Source organism: Chryseobacterium sp. CY350 (assembly GCF_027945075.1).
In the GTDB taxonomy this organism is placed as follows: domain Bacteria; phylum Bacteroidota; class Bacteroidia; order Flavobacteriales; family Weeksellaceae; genus Chryseobacterium.
In genome coordinates this window covers 2,894,196-2,909,796 of sequence record NZ_CP116034.1, presented here as the reverse complement: position 1 = coordinate 2,909,796, position 15,601 = coordinate 2,894,196, and the positions used below count along the sequence as shown (strand labels likewise).

The following is a 15,601-nucleotide window of genomic DNA, read 5'->3' as shown; positions in this document are numbered from 1 at the left end:
TAATACTTTTAAAATTTATACTTCACTTTCTATTTTGGTGATTTTTGCATCACCCCAAAGTTCTTCAATATCGTAGTACTCTCGGGTTTCTTTCTGGAAGATATGTACAACAACCGTTACATAATCTACCAACACCCACATTGAGTTTTCTGTACCCTCAACGTGCCAAGGTCTGTCCTGAAGATCGTTTCTTACTTTTTTTTCTACGCTTCCTGCTAATGCTGATACTTGCGTATTTGAGTTTCCACTACATATTATAAATGTCTCTGCTACAGAATTTTCAATTTTAGAAAGATCGAAGATCATGATATCTTCACCCTTTACATCCTGGATAGCTTCTACAATTTTATCTATTAGCGCTTGCTTTTCTACTGTTTTATTCATTAAAATATACTATAATCTGCAAATTTATTGTTTTTCTTTTACTTTAGCCTTACTTTTAGGGCCTTAATGTTCTTAAAGTTTTCTTAAATGAGCCAACTGTTCTATCAAAAAGAGTGTTCTTCTACTAATGACGAAATATCTAAGGTTTTACTTTACCCAAATTCAGATTTTGTTGGTCTTTATACTTTTAATCAAACTAAAGGACGTGGGCAGTATGGAAATAGCTGGACTTCCAGAGCTGGGCAGAATCTCGCTTACACTTTAGCTGTGAAAATAGAAGACATTCCTCTCACCGATTTTTTGTTCAATTATTATACCGCCACCGTTATCAGGGAATTTCTTGCCAAATTGACTGAAAAGTCAGTGAAGATCAAATGGCCGAATGATATTATTTTAGCTCACAAAAAAGTAGCCGGTATTTTAATTGAGAAGAAAAAATTTAACGGAGAAAACTATTTCATTGTTGGAGCGGGAATTAATATTCTGCAAGAAAAATTTGATGAAATTTCTAATGCAGGCTCACTTTTTACTCAAACCGGAGAACACTTTCATTTAAAAAATTTAACTGAAAATTTACATCAGTTTTTAGGTGAAAAATTTAAAAACTACCCTTCTCAAGAATATATATTGGAAGAATTTAATTTAAATCTATTCCGAAAAGACGAAATATCAGTTTTTGAAATTGATGGAAACCGACAAAATGGCATCATCCGAAAAGCAGACGAAAAAGGTGAAATCTGGATCGAACTGGAAGATGGAATGAAGTCATTTTATCATAAAGAGGTAAAACTTCTTTATTGATTTGCTCTTCTCACGTAAAGAATCAGCGTTAAAGGAAAAAAGATGATATTCGGCATCCACATCGCCAATGGTGGAGACAAAACTTTATTTTCTGAAACTACTTTTAAAGCCTCAAATGAAAACACAAATACGAATGCTAAGGAAATACCAATTGCGAGATTGATTCCCAAACCTCCTCTTTTCTTTTGGGAAGAAAGTGAAAGCGCCAAAAAAGTCAGTAAAACTATCGATACAGGCATCGAAGTTCTCTGATACAACTCATTTAGGTGAGTATTCAGGTTACTGTTACCTTTTTCTTTTTCACGATCGATGAATTTTATAAGCTCCGGCGTTGTCTTATTCTGACCTAAAAGTTCGTTGGGAAATAATTCTTCTGGAGCCTGTCCGTAACTTTTTCTGATCTCAAATCCCTGACCTAATTTTTCAGAATCATCTTTATTAATTGTTTTTTCAAGAAAGCTGTTGAGAACAAATTGCTTCTTCGCAGTATCCCAATAGGCATCGTTTGCTTTGAGCTCATAGATCATCTTTCTGGCTTTATCAAATTTTTGATAAACGAAACCATAACCTCTGTTTTCTCTTTTATTCCATGAGTTTACAAAAATATATTCTGTTTTGCTCAACTGTGCAGAAACCGGCGCCGTTCCTAAGATTTTATCTTTATTGGTCTGATTATAAGTGTAAGCTTCGAGTGCATTTTTCTTAATATTTGCCCAAGGTAAAACAAAATGATTCACGGTAAGTGAAAGCAAAGCAATGAAAAGTGAAGTCAGTAAATAAGGCTTCGCAAACCTGTGAAAACTTGCACCACTGCTGATAATGGCAACAATTTCTGTATTATTTGCCATTCTCGAAGTAAAATAAATCACAGAGATAAAGACCAAAATTGCAAGAAAGGTCACAATTAAATTAATGATCCAAAAAGGATAAAAATGAATAAGGAAATACGTTAAATTAAGTTTAGGATCTATGGCCGTGGCATTCTCAATTCTTGGGATTTTCTGCTGTACGTCGATTACCAAAACCACAATAGACAGTAATACCAGCATGAAACTGAAAGTTCCAAGGTATTTTCTTACGATATATCTGTCTACAATTTTAAACATTCTATATTTTTAAAGTCTTTGTCTTAAAACAGGAACTACAGAATTTTTCCATTCATAGAAATCTCCTGCTAAAATATGTTCTCTCGCCACTTTCACCAAATCAAGATAGAATGCAAGATTATGAATCGAAGCGATCTGTTTTGCCAGATATTCTTTAGACACAAATAAATGACGAACGTACGCTTTAGAATATTCACGATCTACAAAACTTGTCCCAAACTCATCCAGAGGCGAAAAATCTTTCTTCCATTTTTCGTTTTTCAGATTCATGACACCTTGCCAGGTAAAGAGCATTGCATTTCTTGCGTTTCTGGTAGGCATCACACAATCCATCATGTCAATACCAAGACCGATAGATTCTAAAATATTCCATGGAGTACCTACTCCCATCAAATATCTGGGTTTGTCTTTTGGTAAAATATCGGTTACCTCATCAGTAATTCTGTATAATTCTTCCTCAGGCTCACCAACGGAAAGTCCGCCAATAGCATTTCCTTCTGCATCGGCTTCTGCAATAACTTCCGCCGAAATTTTTCTTAAATCTGAGTAGGTAGAACCTTGCACTATGGGGAAAAATCTTTGTTTATGACCATATAGCTCAGGGTTTTTCTCGTTCCAATCGATGCTTCTTTTTAGCCAACGATGCGTCATATCCATCGACTTTTTTACCTGATTATATTCCGCAGGATAAGCAACGCACTCGTCAAAAGCCATAAAAATATCTGCTCCGATCTGTCTTTGAATTTCCATTGATTTTTCGGGAGTGAACAAATGCACGCTTCCGTCGATATGAGATTTAAATTTAACGCCTTCTTCAGACATTTTTCTCGTTCCTGAAAGCGAAAAAACCTGAAACCCACCGGAATCAGTAAGAATCGGAAGATCCCAATTCATAAATTTATGTAAGCCACCAGCTTCTTCCATCACTTCCATTCCGGGACGAAGATATAAGTGATACGTGTTTCCCAGAATAATCTGAGCTTTAATATCATCTCTTAATTCTCTCTGATGCACCGTTTTTACACTTGCAACGGTTCCTACCGGCATAAAAATCGGGGTTTGCACCACACCGTGATCGGTAACCAATTCTCCGGCTCTGGCTTTTCCGTTTGAAGTTTTTTCTATCTTAAAAAATTGCTGCATTTTCTATCTTACTATTTTTGGGACTTCTTTCGCTGGCTCAGATTTGCTTTTAACAAAATCTCTTGCCTTAGGATCTTTCTCTAGGAGAATCTCCTGCGCATCATCCACAATTTTATTCATTTTTCCTGTTACCACATAATATTTGTAGCTTTCAACAAAATCGTCAGCTTTTACATTGTGGCTTTTAAGGATATATCTTGTTCCGCTTTCGAGATTTTTACCCAGATAGGTGTTTGTCACCTGATCGTTAATAGCCAGATCAGCCATGATCTCAGACATTTTACTTTTATCTAAAAGGTTTTTTGGTTTGTCTACATATTCGCTGCAGGAAACCAAAAACACAAAAATAAAAAGTGCAAATATTCTTCTCATAATCTGTTGATTATCGATTTCCATTTTAAATTTAAAACTCCAAAAACAGCTTCGTGAATGATCCCGCCATTCATTTTACTTTCACCTAATTCCCTGTTGGTGAAAATAATGGGAACTTCTACAATTTTAAAACCTTTTTTAAAAGTTCTGAATTTCATTTCGATCTGAAAACCGTAACCTTTTAATTTTACATTATCTAAACCTATTTCGTCTAAAACTTTTCTTGAAAAACAAACAAAACCTGCCGTCGTATCATGAATAGGAAGTCCTAAAACAAATCTTACATATTTGGATGCAAAATAAGATAGCAAAACTCTTCCCATCGGCCAATTTACAACATTCACCCCTTTAGAATATCTTGACCCGACTGCCATATCGGCATTTCGGCAAGCTTCAAAAAGTTTGGGTAAATCATTTGGATTGTGAGAAAAATCAGCATCCATCTCAAAAATATAGTCGTAGTTATTTTGAAGTGCCCATTTAAAACCATGAATATAAGCTTTTCCTAAACCGTCTTTAACGTGTCTTATCGACAAATGAAGCGTATGAGGATGTTTTTTCTGAAGTTCCTTTACAAGATCTCCGGTTTTATCGGGCGAAGAATCGTCTACTACAAGAACATGAAACTCTTGTTCCAACGCAAAAACAGCAGAAATTATCTTTTCGATATTTTCCTTTTCGTTGTAGGTTGGGATGATGACGAGTTTTTTCATTTGAATTTGCAAAGATAAGTTATTTAAGCTTTTTATTTTATACAAAATAATCTATAATTTTGCAAAAAAATTTCCCGTTGCCTATATCACAGAATTTTACAAACCAAATAAGAATACCCGAAAATAATGACTGGGTGATTTTTATATTAACAGGCTGTCTTTTCCTCTACATTTTTATGATGAATATTATAGAAAGAGAAGCCAATCTGAAAGATTTTCTTTTGCAGAAATATTTTGATTCCAGCAATAATCTGCCCAGCTGGATCATCACGTCCTGTGTCATTACGCTCAGTTTAGCAGTATTAATCTCTCAATATATTCCTGTAGTTCCGGAATATGCGGCAAAATTGCAGCTTTTCGGATATCAGATGAATAAGTTTGGATATTGTTTAACGGTTGTTTCGCTGTTTTATTTTATAAGAACAGCATTGGGCTTTTTATTCTACCAAAGTATAGGAGACGGCAAAAAATGGACTATTTTCTACTTTACCTCCACAAAATTCAACTTCATCCTCTCTATTTTGGTGATCATTCTATGCGTTACCCACTATTATTTCCCCATTGATAGGAATAAAGCGTTTTTATACTATTTTTACTTTTTTCTGTTTGTATTTATTTTCAAGGTTTTTTTCTACTTATTTCACAGGAACAACATATTACCTCAAAAATGGTATTATAAATTTTTGTATATTTGCACGCTTCAAATAGCACCTTTACTGATGCTTTGGAAGTTATTATTTATTTGATAAAAAGTACAAGATGAGAATAAAGTCTATATTGGTTTCTCAACCAGCGCCTAGTGAGTCTTCTCCCTATCTGGAAATTGCAAAAAAGGAAAAGATAAAGATTGATTTCCGTCCTTTTATCCACGTTGCAGGGGTTGACAACAAAGAACTCAGAACTCAGAAAATAGATTTAACGCAGCATACAGGTATTATTTTCACCAGTAAAAACGCGGTTGACCATTATTTCAGATTAGCAGAAGAGCTTCGGTTTTCTGTTCCTGACACTATGAGATACATCTGTCAGTCTGAAGCAATCGCCAATTATCTTCAAAAGCATATCGTTTACAGAAAAAGAAAGATCAGCTTTGGAGAAAAAAACTTTGCCGACCTTTTGCCTCTGTTTAAAAAATTCCCTTCTGAGAAGTATTTGCTGCCATCTTCCGATGTGCTAAGTCCGGATATTCCTAAAACTCTGGATTCTGCAAACATTCAGTGGACGAGAGCTATTATGTACAGAACGGTTTGTAGCGATTTGACAGATATCAATATTAAAGATTACGATATGTTGATTTTCTTCAGCCCTCAAGGAATTAAATCATTACAGCAAAATTTCCCGGATTTCAAACAGGAAGACACTAAAATCGGAGTTTTTGGACCAACTACTTCCGCAGCAGCTGAAGAAGCGGGCCTTAAAATAGATTTGATGGCACCAACGAAAGAAACACCTTCTATGACGATGGCGCTAGAAAAATACATTAAAAGTTTGCACAAATAGTTTATTAAACTTAAAACCATATAGCCGTCTTTTCGTTCAAAGAAAAGATGGCTTTTTTTTAATTAAATTTAAACAAAAATTAATACTGAATAAAAAAGTAGAGTAAAGTATATTTTTTGCACTAAATTTTATTCAACTGTAAAATTAAAATTCTTGATGAAAGCTCCACAAGCAAAAAAAATAGAAAACATACTCGAAATTCACGGTGACAAAAGAATTGACAACTATTTCTGGATGAATGACCGTGAAAATCCTGAAGTCATCAAATATCTCGAAGAAGAAAATGCTTACGAAGAAGCGATGATGAAAGAAACGGAAGCTTTTCAGGAAGATCTTTACGAGGAAATGAAAGCACGCTATAAAAAAGATGATGAGTCTCTGCCTTATTTTTTTAATGAATACTGGTACATCGTGCGTTATGAAGAAGGAAAAGAATATCCTATTTTCTGCAGAAGATTTCAGACCATGGAACATCCTGAAGAGATTATTTTGGATGTTAATATTCTTGCTGAAGGTCAGGAATTTTTCGAAGTTGCCAATGTCGCTGTAAGCCCGAATAATGAGTTGGCTTCTTTTTCAGCGGACAATGTGGGTAGGAGAATCTACAGTTTAAACTTCAAAGATTTAAAAACTGGTGAAATTCTTTCAGACAAAATAGAAAACACAACCGGAAAAGCTGTTTGGGCAAATGACAACAAGCACGTTTTTTACATTAGAAAAGACGAAAGTCTGCGTGCTTATCAGGTTTTCAGACATCAACTGGGAACAAATCCTTCTGAAGATATTTTAATTTTCCATGAAGAAGATGAAACGTTTGATGTGACGGTTTTTAAAACTAAATCTTTAGAATATATTTTTCTGGCAAGCTCGAGTACAATTTCTGATGAGCATCATTTTATTCCGTCTGACAATGTTTTTGCAGAATGGAAGGTAATTCAGCCAAGAATTGATGATTTAGAATATTCTGTAGAACATTACGAAGATGAATTTTATATTATCACAAACGCTGATGACGCAACAAATTTCAAAATTGTAAAAACAAAAATTGAAAATTGCGGAATGGAAAACTGGGTGGATGTAATCCCGCATCGTGCTGAAGTTTTGCTAGAAGGTTTTGAGATTTTCAAAGATTATCTCGTTTTAGAAGAAAGAGAAGAAGGACTTTTACAGATAAAAATCATTAACGAGAAAAACGGAGAAACGTATGATTTACCTTTTTCAGACCCAACTTATACCGCTTACATTGGTTTAAATTTAGAATTTAATACCGAAATTTTGCGTTACGGTTACACTTCTCTTACGGTTCCAAGTTCAACTTTCGAATTCAACATGAAAGACAAAACTACCAAACTTCTGAAACAACAGGAAGTTTTGGGCGGGAAATTTGTCGCTGAAAATTATATTTCAGAAAGAATCTGGGCAGACTCAAGAGATGGAGAATCGAAAATTCCAATTTCTTTAGTTTACCATAAAGACACGGCGAAATCGGCAGATACTCCGGTTCTTTTGTACGGTTACGGAAGTTACGGACACACGGTTGATGCAAGTTTTTCTAATGTGCGACTTTCGATTTTAGATCGAGGTTTTATTTATGCAATTGCACACATCCGAGGTGGAGAATATTTGGGAAGAGAATGGTATGAAGATGGAAAAATGTTGTTTAAAAAGAATACATTCTTCGATTTTATTGATGCCGGAAAATATTTAATTAAAGAAAATTATACTTCATCAAAGCATTTGTATGCAATGGGTGGAAGCGCTGGAGGTTTATTAGTTGGAGCTGTTGTTAATTACGAACCACAATTATTCAACGGAATTGTTGCGCAAGTTCCCTTTGTAGATGTTGTAACGACCATGTTGGATGAAACTATTCCTCTGACAACCGGAGAATATGATGAATGGGGAAATCCGAACGACGAGGAATATTATCATTATATGAAGGATTATTCGCCATACGATAATGTTGAAGCTAAAGATTATCCGAATATGCTGATTACAACTGGTTTTCACGATTCTCAGGTACAATATTGGGAGCCAGCAAAATGGGTTGCCAAGTTGCGTGAAATAAAAACTGACAACAATCTTCTATTGTTTAAAACTGATATGAGCTCTGGTCACGGCGGAGCGAGCGGAAGATTTGAATCATTGAAAGAAGACGCATTAGAATATGCGTTTTTGATGAAACTTGAAAATAAAATTTAATGAAAAATCAGGTTAGATTTTACTTGATTTAAAAAAGACAAACAAATTCTTATAAGATGACAGAAGCAGAATTATGGGCTAAGGTTGAAGAATTTTTTCAAATAAATTTCGACACAGAAAAACATCCGCAGATCGACACTATTTTATTTTTAATTGGTGTACAGGAATTAGGAAGCGGACAACAAAAATACACCAAAGACGACAAACTGAATATTTTACACATTGCAGTTTGCAGATTGCTGGAGCCTTTCGGATATTTTAAATTTTCGCATTATGACAAAGACGGTTATCCGCATTTTGAAGAAATGGAAAAACTTCCCGAGCTTAAGCCTAATGAACAGCAGCTTTTGATGAAAAAAGCGATTATTCATTATTTTCAGGAGGAAGAATTGATTTAAAAATAAAAAGGAAAGCAAAACGCTTTCCTTTTTTACTACTTCAAAAGTTCTTCAAGTTGATTTAGTCCTGTTTTAAAACCTTCTTCAAAACCCATTTCCAATTGCTTTTTCATGTCTTCTTCAGTTTGAAAATGCATGTTAACAGATAGTTTTGTTCCTTCTTCTACACCTGTAAATCCTAGAAGCCATTTGGTTTGCGGGAAAGTTTCATCTATTTTTCCGTTTTCGTCACAGAAAGCATCGATTCCGTCAAAACTTCGTCCAGCATTTATTTCACCGTATTTTACCTGCGAATACATTTTTTCTCCGCTTGGGCCATTCATTGAATAGAACCAAATTCCACCCTCTTCAAAGTTGAGATTTTCAGTTTCGCATTTCCACGGTTTTGGCGCCCACCACAGATCGAGCAATTCAGATTTGGTGAAATAATCCCAAATTGCGGAAACTTGTGCATCATAAACTTTCATTACGTAGATGCTTTTAGAATCAAAATCTTTATTAAAAACAATTTCTGAACTCATTGAATATATTTTTATTTAAAATTAAAAAAATTAAACATATAAATAATACAAAATCTGCTCATAAAACCCCATTAATTCCCAATAAAATGTTAAAAAACATCTTTTTAAGAAAATGAACACAATTTTATGGCGTATTTTTTGTTTATATGGTCATAAAATATTTAATTTTAACATTTATAATCGCAAACTATTATATGTAATGAATAACAAATTCATCCCGATAATCTCAGTGTTTATGACGATTTCATTAATTGTTTTCGTCACGCTGCAGTTTTATTGGCTTAAAGGATATTACGGAGCTCTGGAACAGGAGTTTTCGAATAAAGTATACACTGCTCTTGAAAACACCACGAAAACCGTTTCTGAACTGGAAGTAGATAAAATATTAAATGAAAATTATGAAAACTTCCGCGATAATATTAAAGCAAACAGCAAACAGCCATCGCTTACAACGATTCAGCAAACAATAGATTCCGGAACTCAAAGATCAATAGTTTATTCGAAAAATCTTATCGAGCAAAAACAGCTGCCGATCAATAAGACAGGTGATTCTTTACGTCTTACTACTTTATATACTGACGAGGCTGCTTATAAAATTAAAAAAGATACATCGAGAAGAGAGCAACTGACTTCTGAGATCAATCAGGACATTCAGAGTGGTGATTGGGGGATGAAAGAATTTGTAAAAGTAATTGCGAACGGTACACCAATTGCAAAACGTGTAGACGACAAAGTTTTGGATTCTATCATTACTAAAGAATTGAGTATGAAAGGAATCTCTGCTAATTTTGGCTACGGAGTGATGGATAAAAACAATAAATTGACTAACGTCGTCAATAAAATTTTTAAAGATAAGAAAGAAGGAAATACGTATTCTTACCCATTATTTACTGACACTAAAGAGAGAACGCTGTATACTTTAGCATTGGTTTTCCCGAAAAAAGAATATTCTCTTGCGATGAATAACTGGCCGATGCTTTTAGGAACTTTCCTTTCTTTATTAACGATCCTTGGAATTTATATCATTTCGATCAATTATATGATGAGGCAGAAAAAAATCGCCGAGATCAAAACTGACTTTATCAATAATATGTCTCATGAATTCAAAACTCCTTTGGCAACGATTTCTGTAGCAACAGATTCTCTTGCAAACGATAAGATTGCTACAAATCCTGAGAAAGTAAGGTACTACTCTAGCTTAATTAAACAGGAAAATCTGCGGATGAAAAAGCAGGTAGAAAATGTACTAAATATGTCTAAACTGGAACGAAATGAGGTTAAATTATTCCTGAAAGACACCAATGTAAGAGAATTGATTAAAAAAACAACAGAATCATTTGGGCTGATTGTCACGCAGAGAAACGGAACATTGAGGCAGGAATTTAATGCGGAGAAATACAACTTTAAAATTGATGAATTTCACATCTCGAATATGCTGGTCAACCTTTTGGATAACGCAAATAAATATTCTCCGGAAGAACCGGAAATCAGCGTAAAAACAAGAAATGAAGGCAACTGGTACGTGATTGAAATTTCCGACAAAGGGATGGGAATGGAAACCGAAAACAAAACCAGAATATTTGAGAAATTTTTCCGTGAAGAAACAGGAAATATTCACAACGTAAAAGGACAGGGACTTGGGCTTTCCTACGTAAAAAAAATCATTGAACTACATAAGGGTCAAGTGATTGTAGATTCAGAAAAAGACAGAGGAAGCACGTTTATCATTAAACTTCCGATGGTTTAGCAAGAACTAAAAAAAGAGATGATACGTATTATCATTCAAAATAAATTTTAAATCAAACAAAAAGATAAAGACATGAGTAACAGAATATTATTAGTAGAAGACGATCAGAGTTTCGGGGCAGTTTTGAAAGACTATCTTTCTATCAACAACTTCGAAGTAACGTTAGCAGTCGATGGCGAGCAAGGTCTTAAAGAATTTACAGAAAACGAATTCGACATCTGTATTTTTGATGTCATGATGCCGAAAAAAGACGGTTTCTCTTTAGCAGAAGATGTAAAAAAGATAGACAAAAATACGCCGATTATATTTCTCACTGCAAGAAATATGAGAGAAGATATCTTAAAAGGATATCAGTTGGGAGCAGATGATTATATCACAAAACCATTTGATACAGAATTACTTTTATATAAAATCAAAGCGATTCTTCAGAGAAGTTCTACGTTGGAAAACGAGGAACAGGAACAATTTAAAATCAGCAATATCTTCTTTGATTCTATGCTTAGACAGCTAAGAGTTGGTGATAACGAATATAAGCTTTCACCTAAAGAAAACGAACTTTTAAAATTGCTTTGTCTTCACAGAAACGACTTTATGCCTAGAGATTTAGCATTAAGAAAAATCTGGAAAAAAGAGAATTATTTTACAGCAAGAAGTATGGATGTTTACATCGCAAAATTACGTAAATTACTGAAAGATGATGACGGGCTGGAAATCATTAACGTTCACGGAGAAGGTTTCAGACTTCTGGTTAAAAACTAGACGAACGTTAAAATCATCACATAATATACAAATTAGCAAAGCATTTGAAAATGTTTTGCTAATTTTGTTTTTTATGCTTAATTAATATGAAAAATCTATTTTTAGGAATTATAGTTTCAGGATTTTTACTTGCATCATGCAAAAAAGATGAAAAACCTACCTACATAAAAGACGATAACGCTGTACAACAATCTTCGCCTATCACAAATAATACTGCACAGCCTTCATTATTAAATCAGGCAGGAATTCCTAATTCCTCTTCTGCATCTGTACCAACTGCGCCAGGTATGAATCCTCCGCACGGACAACCGGGACACCGTTGTGATATTCCCGTTGGTCAGCCATTAAATGGCGGCGGAACTGCAGCTCCCACAACAAATCCTGCAACACAAAATATTACGGTTAACGGGAACAATGCTGTTCAGATCGATCCAAATGCAGTAAGTCCGGGAAAAATAGTGGTAGACCAAAATGGTAAGCAGGTAAAAACTGCTCCGGGAATGAATCCTCCTCATGGTCAACCGGGACATCGATGTGATATCCCTGTAGGACAGCCTTTAAACAGTAAACCTGCACCACAGCAAACTGCTCAAAACATACAACAACAAGCACCACAACCAGTTGCTGCGCCGCAAGTGGTAGCAAATAATACGGGTCCAAAACCAAAACTGAATCCGGCTCATGGCGAACCATGGCATGATTGTGCCAAAAAAGTTGGTGAAGCACTATAATTTTTTTGTAGATTTGCACCGTGAAGTACATTCAGATTTTAATTATTATCTTTTGCTTAGGAGTATTTTTAGTTCCTAAAGATAATTTTTATGCTCAGGCTTCACAGGAAAATTGCTGCAAAACAGATTCAAAAAAGAACAGTTGCTGCGAGAAAGATCATAGCAGTCATGATAAAAAAGATGGAAAAACTTCGTGTAACGACGATTGCTGCTCTTTCTGCATGACCTGCCACAATTTTGTGGAAAATTTTGCATCAAAAACGATTTTCTTTAATTATTCCATTTTCAAAACTGACAATAGTTTACAGTTTCATTATTCTGACCCTTACATTTCAAACAGTTTAAAAGACATTTGGCAACCGCCAAAGCTTGGTTAATTCAAAATCTGATTATTCATTAAAAATTTAATGAATCGTTTTTTAATTAATCAAAATTTAAACAAATGAAATTATACATTACCAAGATTGCTCTTGGCCTTTTCCTGTTATTTACACAATTACTATTTGCTCAAACAATAAACAAAAACCAGTTTCAAGTTAAGGGAAACTGCGAAATGTGCAAGGAAAGAATAGAAAGCACAGCTTTGAAAGCAGGCGCTTCCGCAGCCAGATATTCTATTGACAATCAAACACTCACATTAGAAACTACAGAAAATATTTCTACGGAAGATATTCTGAAGAAAGTTGCAGATGCAGGTCACGACAACGAAAAATTTAAGAGTTCTGACGAAACTTATGAAAAACTTCCGAGCTGTTGCCATTACCAGAGAGACACCATACAAACAAGCTTAGCAACGGAAAAGCATAATCATGAAAAAGCTGAAAACGAGTTTTTTGTAAAAGGAAATTGCGAGTCTTGTAAGGCTCGAATTGAAAAAGCTGCAAAGTCTGCCGGCGCAAAATCTGCAGAATGGAGTGCTGAAAAACAAACCGTAACCCTGGATTTTGATTCTTCTAAAACCTCAGCAGATAAAATTCTGAAAAAAATTGCCGATGTTGGGCATGACAACGAGAGGTATAAAACTTCTGACGACGTCTATAAAAATCTTCCCGGATGCTGCCTTTACGATCGTGAAACTCCGATTGGCGCGCCCAATCCTAAAGTTCATACAGATGAAAACCCAGCACATCAGGAAACAGAAAAGAACCATCATTCCGGTGAAGAAAAATCTGATAGTAGAAAGGAAAAAACCATAGAAGAAGTAAAAGTATCTGTTTCAAAAGCTGCCACTTCGATCAGTAAAAAAGATGCGGGTTTGGTTTTTAATATAGATTCAAAAGAGCTGCTGAAAGCCGCTTGCTGCAATTTATCTGAAAGCTTTGAAACCAATGCAACAGTCGATGTTTCATTCAACAATGCGGTTACGGGAACAAAGCAACTAAAAATGTTAGGTCTAGACCAAAAATACACCAGTTTAACGAAAGAACTTTTACCGGAAATCAGAGGAATTGCGTCTGCGTATGGTTTAAATCTCATTCCCGGAAGATGGATTGAAAGCATTCAGCTGACTAAAGGCGGAAGTACGGTTACCAACGGCTATGAAAGTATCACAGGGCAAATTAATACAGAACTGATCAAACATTCTGAAAAATCTGAGACTTCTTTAAATTTATTTTCAGATTTTAACGGAAGGGCTGAAGTGAATATCACTCATGTAGAACCGATCGATGAACACTGGACGCAAACATTCTTACTCCACGGAAACGGTACTTTTGGAAATACCGATATGAATGACGATGGTTTTCTCGACAGACCAAAAGGAAATCAAATTAACGCAGCTTATTTGTTGAATTTCAACGATTTGGGACACTCAGGTTTTGGCTCGCACTTTGGGATTAATTTCGTGAAAGATGAAAGAACTGCAGGACAGACTGCTTTCAACAAACAGCTGGCTCAAAAAGATCAAACTGCTTATGGTGTGGGAATAGACATTTCCAGATTTCAGATTTGGAACAAAACGGGATATGTTTTTAAAGGAAAACCATACCAGAGTTTAGGCTGGATGAACCAATTTGTTTATCATCAGCAAGACAGTTTTTTTGGATTGAGAAATTATTCCGGAAAACAACACACCTATTATTCAAATTTAATTTTTGAAAGCATCATCGGAAATACAAACAATAAATACAAAGCCGGAGCGAGCTTTATGTATGACTCATACAATGAAGACTATTTATTGGATAACTTTAAGAGAAACGAAATTGTTCCCGGAATTTTTGCCGAATATACTTTAACGGGTTTGAAATACACTTTGGTTGCAGGTGCCAGAGCCGATTTTCACAATTTAGCAGGAACACAATTTACACCGAGATTAAATTTTAAATATGACTTTACTCCACAAACAATTTTAAGATTATCAGCAGGGAGAGGTTTCCGTACGGCATCGGTTTTTGCTGAAAATCAACAGTATTTTGCTTCTAACAGAAATATTCAGATTGTACAGAATGGCGGAGATATTTATGGTTTAAAACCCGAAATCGCATGGAATTACGGAGCAAGCCTTCAACAGGAATTTAAACTTTTTGGAAGAAAATCAACTTTAATGGCAGATTTTTTCAGAACAGACTTCCAGGATCAGGTTTTGGTAGATCTTGACAGATCGCCTCAGCAACTTACTTTCTATAATTTAGAAGGGAAATCTTTTGCCAACAGTTTTCAGACGCAGTGGGATTTGTCGCCATTCAAAAACTTTGATATAAGATTAGCCTATAAATATTATGATGTACAGGCAGATTATCTGGATGGAAGAAGAGAAGTTCCGTTTATGGCAAAGCACAGGGGATTTGTGAATCTCGCCTATTCTACCAACAAGTCTGAGAAAGGAGCTTTCTGGAGTTTTGATACGACTTTGAATGTTGTCGGCAAGCAGAGACTTCCTAAAACATCAAGCAATCCTGCTGAATTTCAAATTCCGACGTATTCTGAATCATATGCGGTTTTAAATGCTCAGGTTTCTAGAAATTTTAATCAGAAAATTAGAGCTTACTTTGGAGGTGAAAATTTAACATCTTACAATCAGAAAAATGCGATTGTAGATTTCAAAAACCCTTTCGGAAATTATTTTGATGGCGGAATGGTTTATGCACCGATTATGAAAGCCAATTTCTATGTCGGTCTTGATGTGAGTTTCTAAATTGCATTGATCATTTTCAAATAAATTTAAGTATGATTTCAACAATTTAATACTGTTGTCATCATGCTTTTTTGTATTTTTATATATAAAT

Annotated in this window: 16 protein-coding genes; 10 read left to right on the top strand and 6 right to left on the bottom strand. The window is 34.9% G+C overall.

Annotated elements, in window-relative coordinates:
* Positions 1 to 15 precede the first annotated feature (15 nt).
* Positions 16 to 384, bottom strand: coding sequence for a ribosome silencing factor (rsfS, locus tag PGH12_RS13545; RefSeq protein WP_267596355.1), 369 nt, complete (start codon positions 382 to 384; stop codon positions 16 to 18).
* Between the two features lie 87 nt (positions 385 to 471).
* Between rsfS and PGH12_RS13540 the strand changes: the two genes are divergently transcribed.
* Positions 472 to 1,185 (top strand): biotin--[acetyl-CoA-carboxylase] ligase, encoded by a 714-nt coding sequence (locus tag PGH12_RS13540; RefSeq protein WP_267596356.1) that lies wholly within the window; start codon positions 472 to 474, stop codon positions 1,183 to 1,185.
* On the opposite strand, the gene PGH12_RS13535 is transcribed toward PGH12_RS13540, so the two are convergent.
* Genes PGH12_RS13535 through PGH12_RS13520 form a run of 4 tightly spaced genes read right to left on the bottom strand, consistent with a single transcriptional unit; the run spans position 1,179 to position 4,519 of the window.
* Positions 1,179 to 2,291, bottom strand: a complete 1,113-nt coding sequence (locus PGH12_RS13535) for an LptF/LptG family permease (RefSeq protein ID WP_267596357.1) — start codon at positions 2,289 to 2,291, stop codon at positions 1,179 to 1,181. The genes PGH12_RS13540 and PGH12_RS13535 overlap by 7 nt on opposite strands.
* A gap of 9 nt (positions 2,292 to 2,300) precedes the next feature.
* Complete coding sequence (gene tgt / locus PGH12_RS13530) at positions 2,301 to 3,434, bottom strand: tRNA guanosine(34) transglycosylase Tgt (protein ID WP_267596358.1); 1,134 nt, start codon at positions 3,432 to 3,434, stop codon at positions 2,301 to 2,303.
* Between the two features lie 3 nt (positions 3,435 to 3,437).
* Positions 3,438 to 3,806 (bottom strand): DUF4296 domain-containing protein, encoded by a 369-nt coding sequence (locus tag PGH12_RS13525; RefSeq protein ID WP_267596359.1) that lies wholly within the window; start codon positions 3,804 to 3,806, stop codon positions 3,438 to 3,440.
* Entirely contained in the window at positions 3,803 to 4,519 is a 717-nt protein-coding gene (locus PGH12_RS13520; RefSeq protein ID WP_267596360.1) for a polyprenol monophosphomannose synthase, read from the bottom strand. The genes PGH12_RS13525 and PGH12_RS13520 overlap by 4 nt, the downstream gene beginning before the upstream one ends.
* A gap of 179 nt (positions 4,520 to 4,698) precedes the next feature.
* Here PGH12_RS13520 and PGH12_RS13515 point away from each other — a divergent pair, with 179 nt between their 5' ends.
* The 4 genes from PGH12_RS13515 (at position 4,699) to PGH12_RS13500 (ending at position 8,619) form a co-directional block, all read left to right on the top strand.
* Complete coding sequence (locus PGH12_RS13515) at positions 4,699 to 5,265, top strand: DUF4271 domain-containing protein (protein ID WP_267596361.1); 567 nt, start codon at positions 4,699 to 4,701, stop codon at positions 5,263 to 5,265.
* 13 nt (positions 5,266 to 5,278) lie between these two features.
* Positions 5,279 to 6,019, top strand: coding sequence for a uroporphyrinogen-III synthase (locus tag PGH12_RS13510; RefSeq protein WP_267596362.1), 741 nt, complete (start codon positions 5,279 to 5,281; stop codon positions 6,017 to 6,019).
* Between the two features lie 156 nt (positions 6,020 to 6,175).
* Positions 6,176 to 8,221 (top strand): S9 family peptidase, encoded by a 2,046-nt coding sequence (locus PGH12_RS13505; protein ID WP_267596363.1) that lies wholly within the window; start codon positions 6,176 to 6,178, stop codon positions 8,219 to 8,221.
* Positions 8,222 to 8,277: 56 nt separating this feature from the next.
* The gene (locus tag PGH12_RS13500; protein WP_267596364.1) at positions 8,278 to 8,619 is read left to right on the top strand and encodes a hypothetical protein; all 342 of its coding nucleotides are present in this window, start codon (positions 8,278 to 8,280) and stop codon (positions 8,617 to 8,619) included.
* Between the two features lie 35 nt (positions 8,620 to 8,654).
* Here the strand turns inward: PGH12_RS13500 and PGH12_RS13495 are convergent, their stop codons facing one another.
* A complete protein-coding gene (locus PGH12_RS13495; protein ID WP_267596365.1) occupies positions 8,655 to 9,140 on the bottom strand; it encodes an SRPBCC domain-containing protein in 486 nt (161 codons plus the stop codon).
* A 199-nt stretch (positions 9,141 to 9,339) separates the two neighbouring features.
* Here PGH12_RS13495 and PGH12_RS13490 point away from each other — a divergent pair, with 199 nt between their 5' ends.
* The 5 genes from PGH12_RS13490 (at position 9,340) to PGH12_RS13470 (ending at position 15,510) form a co-directional block, all read left to right on the top strand.
* Positions 9,340 to 10,887 carry a sensor histidine kinase gene (locus PGH12_RS13490; RefSeq protein ID WP_267596366.1) on the top strand — a complete coding sequence of 516 codons (1,548 nt, stop codon included), beginning with the start codon at positions 9,340 to 9,342 and terminating at the stop codon, positions 10,885 to 10,887.
* A gap of 72 nt (positions 10,888 to 10,959) precedes the next feature.
* Positions 10,960 to 11,646 carry a response regulator transcription factor gene (locus tag PGH12_RS13485; RefSeq protein ID WP_047443171.1) on the top strand — a complete coding sequence of 229 codons (687 nt, stop codon included), beginning with the start codon at positions 10,960 to 10,962 and terminating at the stop codon, positions 11,644 to 11,646.
* Between the two features lie 86 nt (positions 11,647 to 11,732).
* Positions 11,733 to 12,377, top strand: a complete 645-nt coding sequence (locus tag PGH12_RS13480) for a hypothetical protein (RefSeq protein ID WP_267596367.1) — start codon at positions 11,733 to 11,735, stop codon at positions 12,375 to 12,377.
* Positions 12,378 to 12,467: 90 nt separating this feature from the next.
* Complete coding sequence (locus tag PGH12_RS13475; RefSeq protein WP_267596368.1) at positions 12,468 to 12,602, top strand: hypothetical protein; 135 nt, start codon at positions 12,468 to 12,470, stop codon at positions 12,600 to 12,602.
* Between the two features lie 217 nt (positions 12,603 to 12,819).
* Positions 12,820 to 15,510 carry a TonB-dependent receptor domain-containing protein gene (locus PGH12_RS13470; RefSeq protein ID WP_267596369.1) on the top strand — a complete coding sequence of 897 codons (2,691 nt, stop codon included), beginning with the start codon at positions 12,820 to 12,822 and terminating at the stop codon, positions 15,508 to 15,510.
* Positions 15,511 to 15,601: the final 91 nt, after the last annotated feature.

What these genes read in the sequence shown, in the direction of transcription:
- rsfS (WP_267596355.1), bottom strand. Translation starts at nt 384, where the DNA reads ATGAATAAAACAGTAGAAAAGCAAGCGCTAATAGATAAAATTGTAGAA.
- PGH12_RS13540 (WP_267596356.1), top strand. Translation starts at nt 472, where the DNA reads ATGAGCCAACTGTTCTATCAAAAAGAGTGTTCTTCTACTAATGACGAA.
- PGH12_RS13535 (WP_267596357.1), bottom strand. Translation starts at nt 2,291, where the DNA reads ATGTTTAAAATTGTAGACAGATATATCGTAAGAAAATACCTTGGAACT.
- tgt (WP_267596358.1), bottom strand. Translation starts at nt 3,434, where the DNA reads ATGCAGCAATTTTTTAAGATAGAAAAAACTTCAAACGGAAAAGCCAGA.
- PGH12_RS13525 (WP_267596359.1), bottom strand. Translation starts at nt 3,806, where the DNA reads ATGAGAAGAATATTTGCACTTTTTATTTTTGTGTTTTTGGTTTCCTGC.
- PGH12_RS13520 (WP_267596360.1), bottom strand. Translation starts at nt 4,519, where the DNA reads ATGAAAAAACTCGTCATCATCCCAACCTACAACGAAAAGGAAAATATC.
- PGH12_RS13515 (WP_267596361.1), top strand. Translation starts at nt 4,699, where the DNA reads ATGAATATTATAGAAAGAGAAGCCAATCTGAAAGATTTTCTTTTGCAG.
- PGH12_RS13510 (WP_267596362.1), top strand. Translation starts at nt 5,279, where the DNA reads ATGAGAATAAAGTCTATATTGGTTTCTCAACCAGCGCCTAGTGAGTCT.
- PGH12_RS13505 (WP_267596363.1), top strand. Translation starts at nt 6,176, where the DNA reads ATGAAAGCTCCACAAGCAAAAAAAATAGAAAACATACTCGAAATTCAC.
- PGH12_RS13500 (WP_267596364.1), top strand. Translation starts at nt 8,278, where the DNA reads ATGACAGAAGCAGAATTATGGGCTAAGGTTGAAGAATTTTTTCAAATA.
- PGH12_RS13495 (WP_267596365.1), bottom strand. Translation starts at nt 9,140, where the DNA reads ATGAGTTCAGAAATTGTTTTTAATAAAGATTTTGATTCTAAAAGCATC.
- PGH12_RS13490 (WP_267596366.1), top strand. Translation starts at nt 9,340, where the DNA reads ATGAATAACAAATTCATCCCGATAATCTCAGTGTTTATGACGATTTCA.
- PGH12_RS13485 (WP_047443171.1), top strand. Translation starts at nt 10,960, where the DNA reads ATGAGTAACAGAATATTATTAGTAGAAGACGATCAGAGTTTCGGGGCA.
- PGH12_RS13480 (WP_267596367.1), top strand. Translation starts at nt 11,733, where the DNA reads ATGAAAAATCTATTTTTAGGAATTATAGTTTCAGGATTTTTACTTGCA.
- PGH12_RS13475 (WP_267596368.1), top strand. Translation starts at nt 12,468, where the DNA reads ATGCTCAGGCTTCACAGGAAAATTGCTGCAAAACAGATTCAAAAAAGA.
- PGH12_RS13470 (WP_267596369.1), top strand. Translation starts at nt 12,820, where the DNA reads ATGAAATTATACATTACCAAGATTGCTCTTGGCCTTTTCCTGTTATTT.